General features: G+C 73.1%; 15 protein-coding genes. 10 read left to right on the top strand and 5 right to left on the bottom strand.

The window, feature by feature from the left end; translation table 11 throughout:
- Positions 1-18: 18 nt before the first annotated feature.
- Positions 19-990, bottom strand: coding sequence for a LysR family transcriptional regulator (locus ACIBCJ_RS22185; RefSeq protein ID WP_365980694.1), 972 nt, complete (start codon positions 988-990; stop codon positions 19-21).
- Positions 991-1,085: 95 nt separating this feature from the next.
- Between ACIBCJ_RS22185 and ACIBCJ_RS22190 the strand changes: the two genes are divergently transcribed.
- Positions 1,086-2,243 (top strand): nuclear transport factor 2 family protein, encoded by a 1,158-nt coding sequence (locus ACIBCJ_RS22190; protein WP_365980693.1) that lies wholly within the window; start codon positions 1,086-1,088, stop codon positions 2,241-2,243.
- 87 nt (positions 2,244-2,330) lie between these two features.
- Here the strand turns inward: ACIBCJ_RS22190 and ACIBCJ_RS22195 are convergent, their stop codons facing one another.
- Positions 2,331-2,816, bottom strand: coding sequence for a GNAT family N-acetyltransferase (locus ACIBCJ_RS22195; protein ID WP_362097628.1), 486 nt, complete (start codon positions 2,814-2,816; stop codon positions 2,331-2,333).
- A gap of 69 nt (positions 2,817-2,885) precedes the next feature.
- On the opposite strand from ACIBCJ_RS22195, the gene ACIBCJ_RS22200 reads away from it, so the two are divergent.
- Positions 2,886-3,689 carry an exodeoxyribonuclease III gene (locus ACIBCJ_RS22200; protein ID WP_365980692.1) on the top strand — a complete coding sequence of 268 codons (804 nt, stop codon included), beginning with the start codon at positions 2,886-2,888 and terminating at the stop codon, positions 3,687-3,689.
- Between the two features lie 4 nt (positions 3,690-3,693).
- Here the strand turns inward: ACIBCJ_RS22200 and ACIBCJ_RS22205 are convergent, their stop codons facing one another.
- Positions 3,694-4,353 (bottom strand): MerR family transcriptional regulator, encoded by a 660-nt coding sequence (locus tag ACIBCJ_RS22205; RefSeq protein ID WP_362097634.1) that lies wholly within the window; start codon positions 4,351-4,353, stop codon positions 3,694-3,696.
- 158 nt (positions 4,354-4,511) lie between these two features.
- On the opposite strand from ACIBCJ_RS22205, the gene ACIBCJ_RS22210 reads away from it, so the two are divergent.
- The 4 genes from ACIBCJ_RS22210 to ACIBCJ_RS22225 all read left to right on the top strand — a co-directional run bounded on the left by ACIBCJ_RS22210 (position 4,512) and on the right by ACIBCJ_RS22225 (position 8,200).
- Positions 4,512-6,059, top strand: a complete 1,548-nt coding sequence (locus tag ACIBCJ_RS22210) for an NAD(P)/FAD-dependent oxidoreductase (RefSeq protein ID WP_362097637.1) — start codon at positions 4,512-4,514, stop codon at positions 6,057-6,059.
- Positions 6,056-7,000: an alpha/beta hydrolase gene (locus ACIBCJ_RS22215; RefSeq protein ID WP_362097640.1), complete on the top strand. Its 945-nt coding sequence runs from the start codon at positions 6,056-6,058 to the stop codon at positions 6,998-7,000. The genes ACIBCJ_RS22210 and ACIBCJ_RS22215 overlap by 4 nt, the downstream gene beginning before the upstream one ends.
- Complete coding sequence (locus ACIBCJ_RS22220; protein ID WP_362097642.1) at positions 6,997-7,890, top strand: SDR family oxidoreductase; 894 nt, start codon at positions 6,997-6,999, stop codon at positions 7,888-7,890. The genes ACIBCJ_RS22215 and ACIBCJ_RS22220 overlap by 4 nt, the downstream gene beginning before the upstream one ends.
- 88 nt (positions 7,891-7,978) lie before the next feature.
- Positions 7,979-8,200 (top strand): hypothetical protein, encoded by a 222-nt coding sequence (locus ACIBCJ_RS22225; RefSeq protein ID WP_362097645.1) that lies wholly within the window; start codon positions 7,979-7,981, stop codon positions 8,198-8,200.
- Between the two features lie 84 nt (positions 8,201-8,284).
- Here the strand turns inward: ACIBCJ_RS22225 and ACIBCJ_RS22230 are convergent, their stop codons facing one another.
- Positions 8,285-11,746 (bottom strand): S41 family peptidase, encoded by a 3,462-nt coding sequence (locus tag ACIBCJ_RS22230; RefSeq protein WP_365980690.1) that lies wholly within the window; start codon positions 11,744-11,746, stop codon positions 8,285-8,287.
- Between the two features lie 157 nt (positions 11,747-11,903).
- Between ACIBCJ_RS22230 and ACIBCJ_RS22235 the strand changes: the two genes are divergently transcribed.
- From ACIBCJ_RS22235 to ACIBCJ_RS22250, 4 genes are all read left to right on the top strand, one after another.
- Positions 11,904-12,503 carry a TetR/AcrR family transcriptional regulator gene (locus tag ACIBCJ_RS22235; protein WP_362097651.1) on the top strand — a complete coding sequence of 200 codons (600 nt, stop codon included), beginning with the start codon at positions 11,904-11,906 and terminating at the stop codon, positions 12,501-12,503.
- 100 nt (positions 12,504-12,603) lie between these two features.
- Positions 12,604-14,835 carry an MMPL family transporter gene (locus tag ACIBCJ_RS22240; protein ID WP_365980689.1) on the top strand — a complete coding sequence of 744 codons (2,232 nt, stop codon included), beginning with the start codon at positions 12,604-12,606 and terminating at the stop codon, positions 14,833-14,835.
- A gap of 159 nt (positions 14,836-14,994) precedes the next feature.
- Positions 14,995-15,507 carry a YbaK/EbsC family protein gene (locus tag ACIBCJ_RS22245; RefSeq protein WP_362097655.1) on the top strand — a complete coding sequence of 171 codons (513 nt, stop codon included), beginning with the start codon at positions 14,995-14,997 and terminating at the stop codon, positions 15,505-15,507.
- A gap of 84 nt (positions 15,508-15,591) precedes the next feature.
- Positions 15,592-15,867 (top strand): DUF1876 domain-containing protein, encoded by a 276-nt coding sequence (locus ACIBCJ_RS22250; protein ID WP_362097658.1) that lies wholly within the window; start codon positions 15,592-15,594, stop codon positions 15,865-15,867.
- A 6-nt stretch (positions 15,868-15,873) separates the two neighbouring features.
- Here the strand turns inward: ACIBCJ_RS22250 and ACIBCJ_RS22255 are convergent, their stop codons facing one another.
- Positions 15,874-17,079, bottom strand: coding sequence for a serine hydrolase domain-containing protein (locus tag ACIBCJ_RS22255; protein ID WP_362097661.1), 1,206 nt, complete (start codon positions 17,077-17,079; stop codon positions 15,874-15,876).
- Positions 17,080-17,120 lie beyond the last annotated feature (41 nt).

The following is a 17,120-nucleotide window of genomic DNA, read 5'->3' on the forward strand; positions in this document are numbered from 1 at the left end:
CGACGCCGGAGAGCCGGCTCACGACGGTGTGATGCCGTCGTGAAGTGCCGGTCCGGCGAGGTGGGCATCCGCACCACTCGGCCGGTGAGCGGCGTGGGGAGGGCGCACCGAGGCGAAGGCCGCGGTGAGCTGGTCGAGCAGGGGCGCCGCGCTGGGGTGGGGATCGCGACGTGACGTGATCGCGTAGATCCCGCGGGTCGGGGGATCGACGAGACCCACGGTGGTGACGTCGGTCCGCAGTGCGCGTGCCAGCACTCCCGGGATCAGTGCGATGGCGTGGCCGGTTGCGACCAGGGCCAGTTTGCCGGGCAGATCCGCCGCGGTGAGGTCGATGCGGGCGCTGACTCCGGCTCGGGCGGCGTGCTGGTGCAGGAGTGCCGCCGAACCGTCGTTGTCCTCGGCCCAGATCTCGTCGGCCAGCGTTCGGATGTGCACCGGGCCGCGCCCGGCCGACGGATGGCCGACGGGCAGTGCGACGGCCATGGCGTCCAGCCCGAGGAACCGGCGTTCGACCCGCGGGTCGACCGGCAGGCCAGGCGGTGCGTCGGTGACGACGGCGATGTCGAGATCGCCGGTGATCACACGGTGGTGCAGCTGTGCGCTCAGGCCGGGAAGCAGGCTCCACCGCACGGAACCGGCCTGCCGCAACAGGGCCCGGACGGCCTCGGGCACGATCCCCGCGGCGAGAGAGGGTGTGGCACCGACGGTCAGTGGCCGGCTGAACGCCCCGTCGCCTGCCTCTCGGGCCGCGCGTACGGCACGGTCCGCCTCGTTGAGCGTGGCCAGAGCGTGGTGGCGGAACACCTCACCGGCCGGGGTCGGGCGCACACCGCGCGCGTGCCGCTCCATCAGGGGCACGCCGAGCTGCCGCTCCAGCCCGGCGATCTGCCGGGAGACGGCCGACTGCGTGTGATGCAGCTCGGCGGCCGCCGCCGACAGCGACCCGAGTCGGCACACGGTCACGAAGGTCCGCCACACCGTCAGTTCCATCACGCCAGTATGCCCAGCCGGTATGCGGACTCCGCAGAGCCGGCCTGCGCGATCTGCGCTTGTCGCAGCCCTGGTGCTGCACCACCCTGGCGCGCATGACCCCACCCCACACGATCGCCGTCCTCGGCCTGGGACGCATGGGCGAGACGATCGCGACACGACTGGCCGTCCAGGGCTGGGACGTCGTCGGCTGGACACGCTCCGGGCACACGTCAGGCACCGTCAGGACGACCGGTGATCCGAAGGGCGCCGTGGCGAAGGCCGACCTCGTGCTCCTGGCACTGTTCGACGGCCCCGCCTGCCGACAGGTCCTCGACGACGTCCGTGACTCCCTGCGGGCGGGGGCGACGGTCCTGAACACCAGCACCGTCGCCCCCGCCGAAGCCGCGGCCCTGGCCCGGCACATCGGCCCGGCCTACATCCACGCGCCCGTGCTCGGCTCCGTACCGGCTGCCGCCGCCGGAGCCCTGCAGATCCTTGCCGCCGCCGACCGGGAAGCACTTGACCGAGTGCGGCCGGTACTGGCGGCGCTGGGCACCGTGCGGCCTGTCGACGACGCCTCCACCGCCGCCGCCCTCAAGCTGATCGCCAACCACAGCCTCGCCGGCGCCGTCCTCGCGCTGCGCGACTCACTACGGCAGGCCGACGCCCTCGGCCTGCCCCGGGCCCAGGTGCTGGACGTCCTCGAACTCGGCCAGCTCGGCGGGCTCGTGGCCCGCAAACGCCCCTTCCTCACCGACCGGCCAGGCGTCGGCACGGCCGAATTCACCATCGGCGCACTGGCCAAGGACATGTCTCTGCTGGCCGCCGCGTCCCAGACCCCCCTGCGCGGCGCGGCCGGCCCGGCCCACATCCCGGCCGACTCCGAGGCCGACATCGCCGTCGCCGCCACGGCCCCCGCCGCGGCGGACGCGGTACTCGAACCACTCCGCGCCTACATTCGCGGACACGCCACCGGCGACCCCGCCCACTTCCGCGACGCGTTCCTTCCCACCGCCCACATCGAGGGAGTCCGCGGCGGCGCATTCGTCTCCTGGACCATGGACGAGTACTGCGCCCTCTTCCTGGGCCGGCCGGCCCCGGACGAGTCGGCCCGCTCCCGCCGCATCGACACCCTCGATGTCCACGGCACCGTCGCCACCGCGACCATGACGCTCTCGCACGGCCCCGACACCTTCACCGACGTCTTCCTGCTGGTCCAAGCCGACGACAGCTGGCGCATCGCCAACAAGGCGTATCACCGTCACCCCTGAGAAGCCGGAGAACCCTCACCGCCCACACAGAGAACGACCTTCAGGGCGTCCGTGCCGGTGTGTGCGGGTGTGTGCCGGTGCGGCGGCCTACGGGAGCTGGAGGGCCTTCGCGTAGCAGAGGCTCTCCTCGTGGAAGCGGTAGTAGCCGAACTTCCCGCACGGCTCGTAGCCGCTGGACGTGTACAGGGCCACGGCCTCCGGCTGCTTGGTGCCCGTCTCCAGCACCATCCGCGTCCGGCCCGCCGCACGGGCGTCCTCCTCCAGGGCGGCCAGGATGCGGCGGGCCAGCCCGCGTCCGCGCATCTGCTCGATCACGAACATCCGCTTCAGCTCCGCGTCCCCGTCGAGGTTCCCCTCGTCGTTGGCGTCCTGGCTGCGCCAGCCGCCCGAGGCGACCGGGACCCCGTCCTCGTCGTACGCGATCAGGTAGTGGCCGTTCGGCGGTGCGAAGTCCGAGGGGTCCAGGTGTGTGGCGTCGCCGCCGTCGCCGTAGCGGACGTCGTACTCGGCCTGGACCTCGTCGTTGAGCTTCACGGCGTCGGGGTGGTCGAAGGGGACCCGGCGTATGTTCATGCTACCTACCGTATATCGATGCGAAGTCCCGGATCGGGGCACCGTCCAGTGTGCCGGTATCGTGCCGGGATGCTCACCGTGACCTCCGTCAACGTCAATGGCCTGCGCGCCGCCGCGAAGAAGGGCTTCGTGGAGTGGCTCGCCGGCACCTCCGCCGACGTGCTGTGCCTTCAGGAGGTGCGGGCCGAAGCCGGCCAGCTGCCCGAACACGTCCGCACCCCCGAGGGCTGGCACGTGACGCACGCCCCCGCGGCCGCCAAGGGCCGCGCCGGCGTCTCGCTCTACACCCGCCGCGAGCCCGACGCCGTCCGGGTCGGCTTCGGTTCGTCCGAGTTCGACGCCGGCGGCCGCTACGTCGAGGCCGACCTGCCCGGTGTGACGGTCGCCTCCCTCTACCTCCCCTCCGGCGAGGTCGGCACCGAGCGCCAGGACGAGAAGGTCCGCTTCATGGGTGAGTTCCTGGCCTACCTGAAGGAGCTGCGCGAGCGCGCCGCCGCCGGGGGGCGGGAGGTCGTGGTCTGCGGCGACTGGAACATCGCCCACCGTGAGGCCGACCTGAAGAACTGGCGCGCCAACAAGAAGAGCTCCGGGTTCCTGCCGGAGGAGCGGGAGTGGCTGAGCCGCGTCCTCGACCCGGCCGACGGCGGCTACGTGGACGTCGTGCGCGCCCTGCACCCGGACGTCGAGGGGCCGTACTCGTGGTGGTCGTACCGGGGCCGGGCCTTCGACAACGACAGCGGGTGGAGGATCGACCTCCACGTCGCCACCCCGGGCCTGGCCGCCAGGGCGATCAAGGGGTACGTCGAGCGGGCCGCCACGCACGCCGAGCGCTGGTCCGACCACGCGCCGGTCACGGTGGTCTACGACCGCTGAGAGGTCACTCGCTCCCCGTCCGGTCCGTCTGCCTGCGCATCCGCCGGTCCAGCGCCAGGGACAGTTCCGCCTCCACCACGCTGCGGGCCAGCGGGCGCAGACGGTGGAGTTCCCGTTCGGGGGCGTGGCGCAGTATCAGGTCGGCGAAGAGTTCGGCGAGGGCGTCGGCGTGTTCGCGGACGCGGGCGCCGGCCTGGAGGACCTCGCCGAGCGGTATGCCCTCGCGGACCAGGGCGGAGGAGACCTCCAGCAGGCGGTGGCTGATGTGGACCAGTTCGTCGCCGTCGGTGCCGAGGTAGCCCAGCTCCATCGCGGCGGCCAGGTTCTCCGGGGTGACCTCGCCCTCGAAGCGGGCGGCGAGTTCCTCGGGGGTGAGGCGGACCGGGGTCTCCTCGGTGGGCTGGCCGAGTCCGAGCAGGTCGCCGACGTCGCGGCCGTGGTCGAAGGCGTCGGCCAGTTCCGCGATGCCGTTCAGGGTGTGGCCGCGGTCCAGCAGCGCGGCGATGGTGCGCAGCCTGGCCAGGTGGTGGTCGTCGTACCAGGCGATGCGGCCCTCGCGGCGGGGTGGCGGGATCAGTTTGCGTTCGCGGTAGAAGCGCAGGGTGCGCACCGTGATGCCGGCCAGCCGGGCCAGTTCCTCTATGCGGTATTCGCGCGTGGTCACGTCCACGACCTTAGGGCGTACCGCCGGTAACTTTCCTCCGCCCGACCCCTACCCATGAGTACGGACCTGCTCTACGCTCCCATTGCGCCAGTGTTCACTGGCATGGTTCGAGACGGTTCCAGGTTCCAGACGGTCCAGGCAAGCGTGGAGGCTCCCAGATGGCCGAGCAAGGGCAGGTTCACGAACACGTACGGGTGGCGGTGATCGGGTCCGGCTTCGGCGGCCTGGGGGCCGCCGTGCGGCTGCGGCGCGAAGGGATCACCGACTTCGTCGTACTGGAGCGGTCCGGCAGCGTCGGCGGCACCTGGCGGGACAACAGCTACCCCGGCTGCGCCTGCGACGTGCCGTCCCACCTGTACTCCTTCTCCTTCGCGCCCAACCCCGAGTGGCCGCGCACCTTCTCCGGGCAGGAGCACATCCGCGCCTACCTGGAGCACGTCACCGACACCTTCGGGCTGCGCCCCCACCTCCGCTTCGACTCGGAGGTGAAGCGGATGGCGTGGGACGGCGAGCAGCTGCGGTGGGAGATCGAGACCGTGCGCGGCACCCTCACTGCCGACGTCGTCGTGTCCGCGACCGGGCCGCTGTCCGACCCCAAGATGCCGGACGTCCCGGGGCTCGACTCCTTCCCCGGCAAGGTCTTCCACTCCGCCCGCTGGGACCACGACTACGACCTCACCGGCAAGCGCGTCGCCATGATCGGCACCGGCGCCTCCGCCATCCAGATCGTGCCGTCCATCCAGCCGACGGTGGGCCGGCTCACCCTCTTCCAGCGCACCCCGGCCTGGGTGATGCCCCGCATGGACCGGGCCATCAGCGGCGCCGAGCGAGCCCTGCACCGGGCGGTGCCCGCCACCACCAGGCTGCGCCGCGGGCTGCTGTGGGGCATCCGGGAACTCCAGGTGCAGGCGTTCACCAAGCACCCCGACGAGCTGGGCTTCGTCGAGCGGATCGCCAAGCGCAACATGGGCGCCGCCATCAAGGACCCGGCCCTGCGCGCCAAGCTCACCCCCGACTACCGCATCGGCTGCAAGCGGATCCTGCTGTCGAGCACGTACTACCCGGCGCTCGCCGAGCCCAACGTCGACGTGGTCGCGAGCGGGCTCAGCGAGGTGCGGGGATCGACGCTGGTCGCCGCCGACGGCACCGAGGCCGAGGCGGACGCGATCATCTTCGGCACCGGCTTCCACGTCACCGACATGCCCATCGCCGAGCGGGTCGTGGGCGCGGACGGGCGGACGCTGGCCGAGACCTGGAAGGGGGGCATGGAGGCGCTGCGCGGCGGCACGGCGGCCGGCTTCCCCAACTTCATGACGGTCATCGGGCCCAACACCGGCCTCGGGAACTCGTCCATGATCCTGATGATCGAGTCCCAGCTGAACTACCTGGCGGACTACCTGCGTCAGCTGAACGTCCTCGGCGGCCGCACCGCCCTCGACCCGCGCCCCGCCGCCGTGCGCAACTGGAACCACCGGGTGCAGGAGCGGATGAAGCGCACGGTGTGGAACACCGGCGGCTGCACCAGCTGGTACCTGGACGCGAGCGGCCGCAACACCACCGTCTGGCCCGGCACGACCGCCGAGTTCCGGCGGGAGACACGGCGCGTGGACCTCGCGGAGTACCAGGTGCTGCGCCCGGCCCCCGCGAAGGCCGCCGCGGAGCCCGCCGCGAGGGCCGCCGACGCGGACGCCGAGGTGAGCGCGTGAGCCGCCCGACGCACGTCGCCGACGGGCCGTACGCCCCGCCCGCGCCCGAGCGCGAGCTGACCGTCACCGCCGCCGACGGCGCCCGGATACACGTGGAGGTGCACGGCCCCGAGGACGCCCCCGCGGTCGTCCTCGCCCACGGCTGGTGCTGCTCCATCGCCTTCTGGGCGGCGCAGATCCGCGAACTGGCCGCCGACCACCGCGTCATCGCCTACGACCAGCGCGGCCACGGACGCAGCCCGGCCAACCCGGCGTACGGCACCGAGCCGCTCGCCGACGACCTCGAAGCCGTCCTCACGGCCACCCTCGCGCCGGGTGAGCGGGCCGTGATCGCCGGGCACTCCATGGGCGGGATGACGCTGATGGCCGCGGCGACCCGCCCCGCGGTGCGCGAGCACGCGGCTGCCGCCCTGCTGTGCAGCACGGGCAGCGCGGGTCTGGTGGCGTCCGCCACCGTGCTGCCGATGCGGGCGGGCCGGGCGCGCACCTGGCTGACCCGGCGGATCCTGGGCTCCCGGGCGCCGCTCGGGCCGGTCACACCGCTCGCCCGCCGGATCCTCAAGTACGGGACGATGGGGCCGGGTTCGGGAGCGCAGGTGGTCGACGCCTGCGCCCGGATCGTGCACGCCTGCCCGAGCCGGGTGCGGCACGGCTGGTCGCAGGTGCTCGACCTGCTCGACCTCGACCACGGCGTACGGGAGTTGCGGATGCCGGTGGAGATCGTGGTGGGTACGGCGGACCGGCTGACGCCGCCCGTGCACGCCCGCGCGCTGGCCGCCGCGCTGCCCGACTGCGTGGGCGTGACCGAACTCCCGGGCCTCGGCCACATGACGCCGGTGGAGGCGCCGGAGCTGGTCACCGGCAAGATACGGGCCCTCGCGGCCACCTACATACCCAGCGCACGCGACGAGCGTGCCGTACACGCCGTGGAGGGCGCATGAGCAGGGTGAGCCTGGAAGGACGGGTCGCCGTCGTCACCGGAGCGGCGCGGGGCGTCGGGGAGTTGATGGCCCGCAAGCTGTCCGCGCGCGGGGTGAAGGTCGCGCTGGTCGGCCTGGAACCGGACGAACTCAAGCAGGTCTCCGCCCGGTTGCACAGCGACAGCGACCACTGGCACGCCGACGTCACCGACCACGAGGCGATGGCCCGGGTGGCGGCGGAGGTCCGGGAACGCTTCGGGAAGGTCGACATCGTCGTCGCCAACGCGGGCGTCGCCACCGGCGGACCCTTCGTCGACTCCGACCCCGAGTCCTGGCGGCGGGTCATCGAGGTCAACCTGATCGGCTCGGCGGTGACCGCCCGCGCCTTCCTGCCCGCGCTGCTGGAGAGCCGCGGCTACCTGCTCCAGATCGCCTCGCTGGCCGCCCTCACCCCCGCCCCGATGATGAGCGCCTACTGCGCCTCCAAGTCCGGCGTCGAGGCGTACGCGCACAGCCTGCGCGGCGAGGTCGGGCACCGGGGCGTGAAGGTCGGCGTCGGCTACCTGTCCTGGACCGACACCGACATGGTGCGCGGCGCCGACCAGGACGACGTGATGCGCGAGCTGCGGCAGCGGCTGCCCTGGCCGTCCAACAAGACCTACCCGCTGGGCCCGGCCGTCGACCGGCTCGTGGAGGGCGTCGAGCGGCGCTCCGCGCACGTCTACGGGCAGTGGTGGCTGCGCGGCATGCAGGGCGTGCGCGGTTACCTGCCCGCGGTCATCGGCACCGTCGGACAGCGTGAGATGCGGCGCTTCGGGGACCGGCTGAACGGCCTGCGGACCGGCCTCGTCGGGGCCGGCGGAGCGGCCGACGAACAGCGTCCGACCAGCGCGACTACGGTCCGTAAGTGATCGACATGCGCACGGTCACGGCTCATGTGAATCTGATCGAGCGCCCGGCCGATCCGGTCGGGCCCGATCACCACAGGAGTGAACCCACATGGGTATGAAGGACCAGTTCCAGGACAAGGCCGAGCGCATGCAGCAGCAGGGCAAGCAGCGCGCCGAGCAGGCGAAGGACCAGTTCCAGAACCGCGACCGCCGTCGTGACGAGGACGAGATCGACCCGTCCTCCTCGCGCCGCCGGGAGTCGGAGCGCCAGGACCCGTCCGCGCGCCGCCGCGACGAGGACGAGCGGCTGGCGGACAGCTTCGACGCCTGACGCACCGCCGCTGTGACGTGAGAGGGCGCCCCCCGTCGTACGGGTGGGCGCCCTTTCCCGTGCCACCGGGCCCTGCGGAGGCTCCTACTCCCGTTCCCGTTCCCGTTCCCGCGGCGGCAGCGGCGGGCGCGAGCGGTCGGGCACGGCGTCGTAACCGGGCGGTGTGGCGGGCGGGTTGGTCTCCAGCAGTTCCAGCGCCAGCCGGACCGCCTCGTCGAGGACCGGGTAGCGGCCCTCGGCCCAGTCCAGGGGGGTGCGCAGCGCCTCGACGTCGGGGGCGACGCCGTAGTTCTCCACGGTCCAGCCGTAGGCGTCGAACCAGGCCGCGTTCATCGGCACCGTGATCACCGAGCCGTCGCCGAGGCGGTGCCGGCCGGTCATGCCGACCACGCCGCCCCAGGTGCGCTGCCCGACCACCGGGCCGAGCCGCAGCAGCTTGAACGCGGCCGTGATCATGTCGCCGTCGGAGGAGGTCGCCTGGTCGGCGACCGCGACGACCGGCCCGCGCGGGGCGTTGGAGGTGTACGACACCGGCTGGGCGTCGCGGGTGAGGTCCCAGCCCAGGATGGTCCGGGTCAGCTTCTCGATGACCAGCTCGCTGATGTGCCCGCCCGCGTTGCCGCGCACGTCCACGATGAGCGCGGGCCGGGACACCTCCATGCGCAGGTCGCGGTTGAACTGCGCCCAGCCGGAACCGCCCATGTCCGGGATGTGCAGGTACCCGCACCGTCCGCCGCTCAACTCCCGTACCACCGCACGGCGTTTGGCCACCCAGTCCTGGTAGCGCAGCGGGCGTTCGTCGACGAGCGGCACGACCGCGACCCGGCGGGAGGGGCCGGGGGCGCCCTCGCCCGGTGCGAAGGTCAGCTCCACCGTCGTGCCGCCGGCGCCCGCCAGCAGCGGGGACGGGCCGAGGGCCGGGTCGACCGGGCGGCCGTCGACGTGGGTCAGTACGGCACCGTCGCGGATGCCCGTGCCGGCCAGCGGGGAGCGGGCCTTGGAGTCCGAGGAGTCGCCCGGCAGGATCCGCCCGACCACCCACCGCCCGTCCCGGCAGGCGAGGTTCGCGCCGAGCAGCCCCTGCCAGCGCTGGTAGTGGGCCGGGCCCTCGTTGCGCCGGCCGGCGACCACGTAGGCGTGCGAGGTGCCCAGCTCACCGAGCACCTCGCGCAGCAGGTCGGCGAACTCGTCGGGGGAGGCGACCCGTTCGAGCAGCGGGCGGTACTGGTCGAGGACCCCGTCCCAGTCGATGCCGCACATCCCCGGGTCCCAGAAGTAGGCGCGGATCAGGCGGCCCGCCTCGTCGTACGCCTGGCGCCACTCGGCGGCCGGGTCGACCTCGTGCAGGATGCGGCGCAGGTCGATCCAGGTGGTCGAGTCGCCGTCGCCGGCCTCGGTCGCCGGTACGGCCCGCAGGTCGCCCTCGTCGAGCACGACCAGGCGGCTGCCGTCGCCGCTGACCCGGAACCAGTCCAGGTGGTCGACCAGTTCGGACTTCTTGGCCTTGGCTAGGTTGAAGTGTTCCAGCGTGGGCCGCTCGCTCGGGTCGGCCGGGTTGGCGAAGGTCTCCCCGAGTGCGCCCGAGATCGGCCAGCGCAGCCAGACCAGGCCGCCGCCCGCGACCGGCTCCAGCGTCGAGTACTTGGACGCGGTGACCGGGAACGGCGTCACGCGGTTCTCCAGCCCCTCGACCTCGACGGTGACCGCGCCGCCCTCGCCGGTCTCGTCCTCCAGCGGGTCCAGGCCCCCGGCGGCCGGGCGGCCCTCGGGGTTGAGGGCGAAGGGGGAGGGGGTCGCGGAGGACAGCGGCACCAGGTAGGGGCGGCAGCCCAGCGGGAAGGACAGGTCGCCGGTGTGCACGTCGTACACCGGGTCGAAGCCGCGCCAGGACAGGAAGGCCAGGTAGCGGCCGTCCCGGGTGAAGACCGGGTTCTCGTCCTCGAAGCGGCCGTTGGTGACGTCGACGACGAGGGTGCCCTCGGGGCCGTCGATCCGGGCCATCTTGATCTGCCGCAGGGTGCGTCCGATGCCGGGGTGCGACCAGGTGAGCCAGGTCCCGTCGGGGGAGAAGGCGAGGTCGCGCACGGGACCGTTGACGGAGCGGATCAGCTCGGTGACCTGGCCCGTGGCGGTCGCGGCGGTGCCCGGCGCCCCCGGCGTCACGGGGTCCCCGGCCCCCGCCTCGGCCTCGTCGGCGTCGTCGTCGGGGGTGGGGGCGTCCGGGGCGACCGGCCCTGTCGCGTCCCCTTCCCCCGTGTCCACCGGGTACCCGGCGCCGGCCGCGTCCAGGGCCAGGGCCGTCTGCGTGTCCGGCTCCGTGACGTCGAGGATCAGCAGCCGCCCGTCGTGCGAGGCCACGGCGAGGCGCTCGCCGGCCGGGTCCGAGACCAGCTCCAGGACCCGCCCCAGCCGTCCGGAGGCCAGCCGCCGGGCCGCGCGGCCGCCGGTCGCCCGTGGCAGGTAGGAGATCTCGACCGCGTCCTCGCCCTCCGCGTCCGTCACGTAAGCGATCCGTCCGCTCTCGCCGAGCATCTCCGGCAGCCGCACCCGCACTCCCGGGGTGTCGGCGATGGTGCGGGCCGGGCCGTCGCGGTGGGTGAGCCAGTACAGGCTGCCGCGTACGACGACGGCGCTCGCGCGGCCCGTCTCGTCGACGGAGACACCGCCGACGTGCTGGGCGGCGGGCACCTGGTACGTACGCCGCCCCGCCCGCGGACCGCTCAGCCGCACGTCGAGCCGGCGGGGCGCAGAGCCGGGCGAGAGGTCGTCGACGATCCACAGGTCGCCCGCGCACTGGTACACCACCCGGGTGCCGTCGCTCGCGGCGTTGCGGGCGTAGAACGCGTCGTGGTCGGTGTGCCGGCGCAGGTCGGAGCCGTCGTGGGCGCAGGAGTAGAGGTTGCCGACGCCCTCGTGGTCGGAGAGGAAGGCGATCCGGCCGCCGACGAACATCGGGGCGGCGAGGTGCCCGCCGAGGTCGGGCAGCAGCCGCTCGCCGTGCAGCCAGAGCCGGCCCGTGGCGCCGCCCCGGTAGCGCTTCCACGCGGCGGGCTCGTGCGGCGGCGTGCCGGTGAGCAGGAGGGTCCTGCGCTCGCCGTCGAGGTCGGCGGCCTGGATGTCGGTGACCGGTCCCCAGGGCAGCTTGCGGCCGGGATCGCCGTCGGGGGCGACCTTGTAGGCCCAGGTGAGGTGCGAGAAGGGCTCGCCGTGCGAGGCGACGGCGAGGACGGCGGTGGTGCCGTCGGCATCGGGAGGAGACCAGCCGCAGACCCGGGTGTCGAGGCCGCCCCAGTGGGTGAGCTGCCGCCCGGGGCCGCCGTCCACCGGCACCAGGTGGACCTCCGGCACGAGGGTGCGCCAGCTGGTGTACGCGATGTGCCGGCCGTCGGGGGAGAAGCGGGGGTGACCGGCCTTGGTGCGGTCGACGGTGAGCCGCCAGGCCCGGCCCGGACCGTCGAGGGACGCGAGCCAGAGGTCGTCCTCGGCCACGAAGCACAGCTGGTCGCCACTGAGGTGCGGAAGGCGCAGATAACTCACCCACCCCATGCTTTTCCGGCTGCCGGATACCGGCAACTTATGCGGTACCGACAACCGTGACCCAGACCACGAACGAAACCGTTTCGTTTCGTTAGGCGGTGGGGTACCGTCGTCATGTACGAAACGGTGTCGTTCTGATCGAGTGGGACAGAGGGGAGTGAGCGAGATGACGGAGACCGCCACCGCGCGCCGCAGCCGGATCACTCCCGAGCGCGAGGCCGAGCTGTACGAGGCCGTGCTCGACCTGCTCCGCGAAGTCGGGTACGACGCCCTCACCATGGACGCCGTGGCCGCCCGCACCCGCTCCAGCAAGGCGACGCTCTACCGCCAGTGGGGCGGCAAGCCCGAGCTGGTCGTCAAAGCGGTCCGGCACGACAAGCCCGGTTCGGTCGGTGACATCGACACCGGCTCGCTCCGCGGCGACCTGCACGCCCTGCTGGTCCGCGAGGACGACTGCACCATGGAGCAGAACTCCGCGCTGATGCGCGGCCTGGCCATGGCGCTGCACCAGAACCCGGACCTGCGCCAGGCCTTCCGGGAGCAGCTCATCGAACCGGAGATGGCCGAGTTCCAGCGCGTGCTGCAACGCGCCGTCGACCGCGGTGAGATCAGAGCGGACTGTCCGGCGCTGGACTTCCTGGTGCACATGATGGTCGGTGGTTTCGCCACCCGCACGCTGCTGGACGACCAGCCGCCGACCCGGGCGTTCCTCGCCTCCTACATCGACGCCGTGATCCTCCCCGCCCTCGGCGTCCCCACCCACTGACACGTCCCCGCAGTTGAGCCCCACCTGACGTATCCGCTCACGTCGTCGGGCCGATCCCCCCTGCCCTGAAGACCCACGACCTGACCGGGAGTACGCCCCCGTGGCCACGTTCCTCTACAAACTCGGCCGGCTCGCCTTCCGCCGACGACACTTCGTCGCCCTGATCTGGGTGGCCCTGCTGACGCTCGCCGGCGTCGGCGCGGCCAGCGCCCCGCCCGCCGGCAACTCCTCCTTCTCCATCCCGGGCACGGAGGCCCAGAAGGCCTTCGACCTGCTGGAACAGCGCTTCCCCGGAGCGAGCGCCGACGGAGCGACCGCCCGGGTCGTCTTCAAGGCACCCTCCGGCGAGAAGATGACGGACGCCGACAACAAGGCGACCGTCCAGAAGACCGTCGACGAGCTCTCCGACGGCTCCGAGGTCGCCTCGGTCGCCGACCCCTACCAGGGCAACGCCGTCAGCAAGGACGGCTCCGTCGCCTACGCCTCGGTGAAGTACGACGTCTCCGGCATGGAGCTGGAGGAGTCCACCAAGGACGCCCTGGAGGACGCCGCCCAGCAGGCACGCGACGCCGGACTGACCGTCGAGATAGGCGGCGACGCGCTCCAGGCCGTCCCGGAGACCGGCGCCACCGAGGTCATCGGCATCGCGGTCGCCGCCGTCGTCCTGGTCATCACCTTCGGGTCCCTGGTCTCGGCCGGGCTGCCCCTGCTCACCGCCCTGATCGGCGTGGGCATCGGCGTCTCCTCGATCACCGCGCTGGCCAGCGCTCTGGAACTGGGCTCGACCACCTCGATCCTGGCCATGATGATCGGCCTCGCGGTCGGCATCGACTACGCCCTGTTCATCGTCTCCCGCTACCGCGCCGAGCTCGCCGAGGGACGTGAGCGCGAGGAGGCCGCCGGACGGGCGGTCGGCACCGCGGGCTCCGCGGTCGTCTTCGCCGGCCTCACGGTCGTCATCGCCCTGGTGGGCCTCGCGGTGGTCAACATCCCGATGCTGACCAAGATGGGCGTCGCGGCGGCCGGCACCGTCGCCATCGCGGTCCTGATCGCCCTGACGATGATCCCCGCGCTGCTGGGCTACGCCGGTCGCCGGGTCAAGCCGGCCGGTGCGAAGAGCAAGCTGCTCGGCCGCTCCCGCACGAGCGAGCCGAAGGAGGCCGACGGCCGGCCGAAGCCCAACATGGGCACCCGCTGGGCCAGCTTCGTCGTCCGTCGCCCCCTGGCCGTCCTCCTCCTGGGCGTCATCGGTCTCGGCGCCGCCGCGGTCCCCGCGACCTCCCTGGAACTGGGCCTGCCCGACGACGGCTCCCAGCCGACGTCCACCACCCAGCGCCGCGCCTACGACCTGCTCTCCGAGGGCTTCGGCCCCGGCTTCAACGGCCCGCTGATGGTCGTCGTCGACGCGAAGGGCAGCGATGCCCCGAAGGACGCCTTCACCGACGTCGAGAAGCAGATCAAGGACCTCGACGGCGTCGTGGCGGTCACCCCGCCGGCTCCCAACAAGGGCGGCGACACCGCGACGATCACCGTCGTCCCGGACTCCAAGCCGTCCTCCGTGCAGACCGAGGACCTGGTGCACGCCATCCGCGACGCGGGCGGCGACATCGAGGCGAAGACCGGCGCCCAGACCCTGGTCACCGGCTCCACGGCGATGAACATCGACGTCAGCCAGAAGCTCAACGACGCGCTGGTGCCGTACCTGGTCCTGGTCGTCGGGCTGGCCTTCCTCCTGCTGATCGTGGTCTTCCGATCGATCCTGGTCCCGCTGAAGGCGGCCCTCGGCTTCCTGCTCTCCGTCATGGCGGCCCTCGGCGCGGTCGTCGCGGTCTTCCAGTGGGGCTGGCTGTCCGGCCTGATGGGCGTCGAGGAGACCGGTCCGGTCATGTCGATGATGCCGATCTTCATGGTCGGCGTGGTCTTCGGCCTGGCCATGGACTACGAGGTCTTCCTGGTCACCCGCATGCGGGAGGCCTTCGTCCACGGCGAGAAGCCCCACCAGGCGATCGTCACCGGCTTCCGGCACGGCGCCCGGGTCGTCACCGCCGCCGCGGTGATCATGATGGCGGTCTTCGCGGGCTTCATCGGCTCCAGCGAGTCCATGGTCAAGATGATCGGCTTCGGCCTCGCCATCGCCGTCTTCTTCGACGCGTTCGTCGTCCGCATGGCCATCGTCCCGGCGGTCCTCGCCCTGCTCGGCAAGAAGGCCTGGTGGCTGCCGAGGTGGCTGGACCGCGCGCTGCCCAACGTGGACGTCGAGGGCGAGGGCCTGCGCACGGCCGGCGAGCGGGGCCCGGGCCCCGACGAGGACCGGGAGCTGGCACGCGCCTGACCCGACCCGCCGCCTCGTGATCCGAGGCGGCACAGACCAGCCGGTGAGGGCTTCCGTGGGGACGGGGCTGCCCTCACCGGCTTCCTCCTTTCCGGGGGCGCCGCGGGGGAGCCGGAACCGGGTCGCCCGTGCACCGCACGGACCAGTACGGTGCCCAGCATGACGACGACCGACGACGCCTCCGGGTCCACCGCCGCCCACCCCCGCTTCGCCGCCGCCCTCGGCGAACTCGGCCTCGGGGACCTGGCCGGCCGGGCCCGGCGCTTCCCGGAGGCCACCCGCACCGCCACCGAGGCCGCCGCCGCGATCGGCTGCGAGCTGAACCAGATCTGCAAGTCACTCGTCTTCGCCGCCGACGGCGTGCCCGTGCTGGTCCTCATGGACGGCGCCTCCCGCGTCGACCTGGACCGGGTCCGCGAGGAACTGGGCGCCGAGAAGGTCACGCGGGCCAGGGCCGACGTCGTACGGGAGACGACCGGGTACGCGATCGGCGGGGTGCCGCCCTTCGGGCACCGGACCAGGACCCGGGTGCTCGCCGACCGGTCGCTGCTCGCCCACGAGACCGTCTGGGCCGCCGCCGGCACCCCGTACGCCGTCTTCCCGATGGAGCCCGGGAAGCTCGTCGCCGCCGCCGGTGCCACCCTCGTGGACGTGCGCGAGCGCTCGGAGTGACCCACCTCCGGCCACCACCGGCCGGGTGGTGCGACCGCCGCGGACGGGCGCACCCTGGAAGGAGGTGTTCCGGAGGTGATCGTCATGATGCACACCACAGTGGGATGGCATGTCGAGCTGGAATTCATGGAGGACGACCAGCACACGCGGGCGGTCGCGATGGTGCGGCTCCCCGACGGCACCGAGGTCCGCGCGCACGGCCACGCCAGCCGTCACCGGGTCGACTCGAGCCAGCCACGGGTCGGCGAGGAGGTGGCGGGCGCACGCGCGCTGAACGAGCTGGCGATGCAGCTGCTCACCAAGGCGCACGAGGAGATCGACGCGGCCTCGGGGCGGACCTCGCACCCCATCCACGTCTGACAGGTGTCAGCCGGCCCGGTCCAGCGAGGCGCGGACCGCCCGTACCAGTGCTTGCGCCCGCGGGTCCGCCGTCACGGTCTTGCGGAAGCCGTTGGTGACGTAGCCGAGGGCGATACCGCTCTCCGGGTCGGCGAAGCCGAGGGAGCCGCCGCGCCCCGGGTGGCCGAAGGAACCGGCGGACAGCAACGGGGACGCGCTGCCGTGCAGCATGTAGCCGAGGCCGAACCGGGTGCCGACGACCAGGATCCGGTCGGGCCCGGCGGACTCCTCGGCGCGGGCCAGCTCCATGGTCGCCGCGTCGAAGAGCCGCACGCCGCGCGTCACGCCGTCGACCTCGCCGATCAGCGCCGCGTAGAAGCGGGCCAGCCCGTCGGCCGTCGCGATGCCGTTGGCGGCCGGGAGGGCGGCGGCCCGGTACACCGGGTCGTTCTGGTCGGGGAAGGGCGTGATCGCGGCGAACGCACGGCGGGTGAGGGAGTCCGGGTCCCCGTAAGCCTCGGTGACCGCCCGCTTGGGGCGCAGCCGCGGGCCGCTCCCCGACGGCGCGGGCTCCTCCAGGCGCCCGACACGGCCGGCCCGGCCCGCCGCCTCCTCCGCGGCGGGCAGCCCCACCCACAGGTCCAGGCCGAGCGGGCGGGCGATCTCGTCCGCGATCCACTGTCCGGCGCCCCGCCCGCCCGTCACCCGGCGGACCAGCTCGTCGAGCAGCCAGCCGTACGTCAGCGCGTGGTAGCCGTGGTCGGTGCCCGGCTCCCAGACGGGGGCCTGCGCGGCGACGGCGGCGGGGCCCCGCAGCGGGTCGAGGGCCTCCTCGGGGGTGAGCGGCCGGTCCAGGACCGGCAGCCCGGCCCGGTGGTTCAGCAGGTGCCGGACCAGCACCCGCTCCTTGCCCCGCGCCTTGAACTCCGGCCAGTACTCGCCCACCGGCGCGTCCAGGTCCAGCTCCCCGCGCCGGTGCAGCAGCAGCGGTACGGCGGCGGCGACGCCCTTGGTCGCCGAGCGGACCACCTGGGCGGTGCCCCGGCGCCACGGCTCGGTGCCCTCCGTACCGTCGACGTCGCGGGCGCCGCCCCACAGGTCGACGACCTTGCGCCCGTCCCGGTAGACGGCGACGGCGGCACCCCGCTCGCCGAGCGCGGTGAAGTTCCGTGCGAACGCGTCCCTCACCGGTTCGAAGCCCTCGGCCACCGTGCCGTGCACGTTCCCGCTCACCCCTGTACGCCCCTTCCGGCCGCTCGCGACAGTGGCTGCAA

It is taken from the genome of Streptomyces sp. NPDC051136, from assembly GCF_044455745.1.
In the GTDB taxonomy this organism is placed as follows: Bacteria; Actinomycetota; Actinomycetes; order Streptomycetales; family Streptomycetaceae; genus Streptomyces.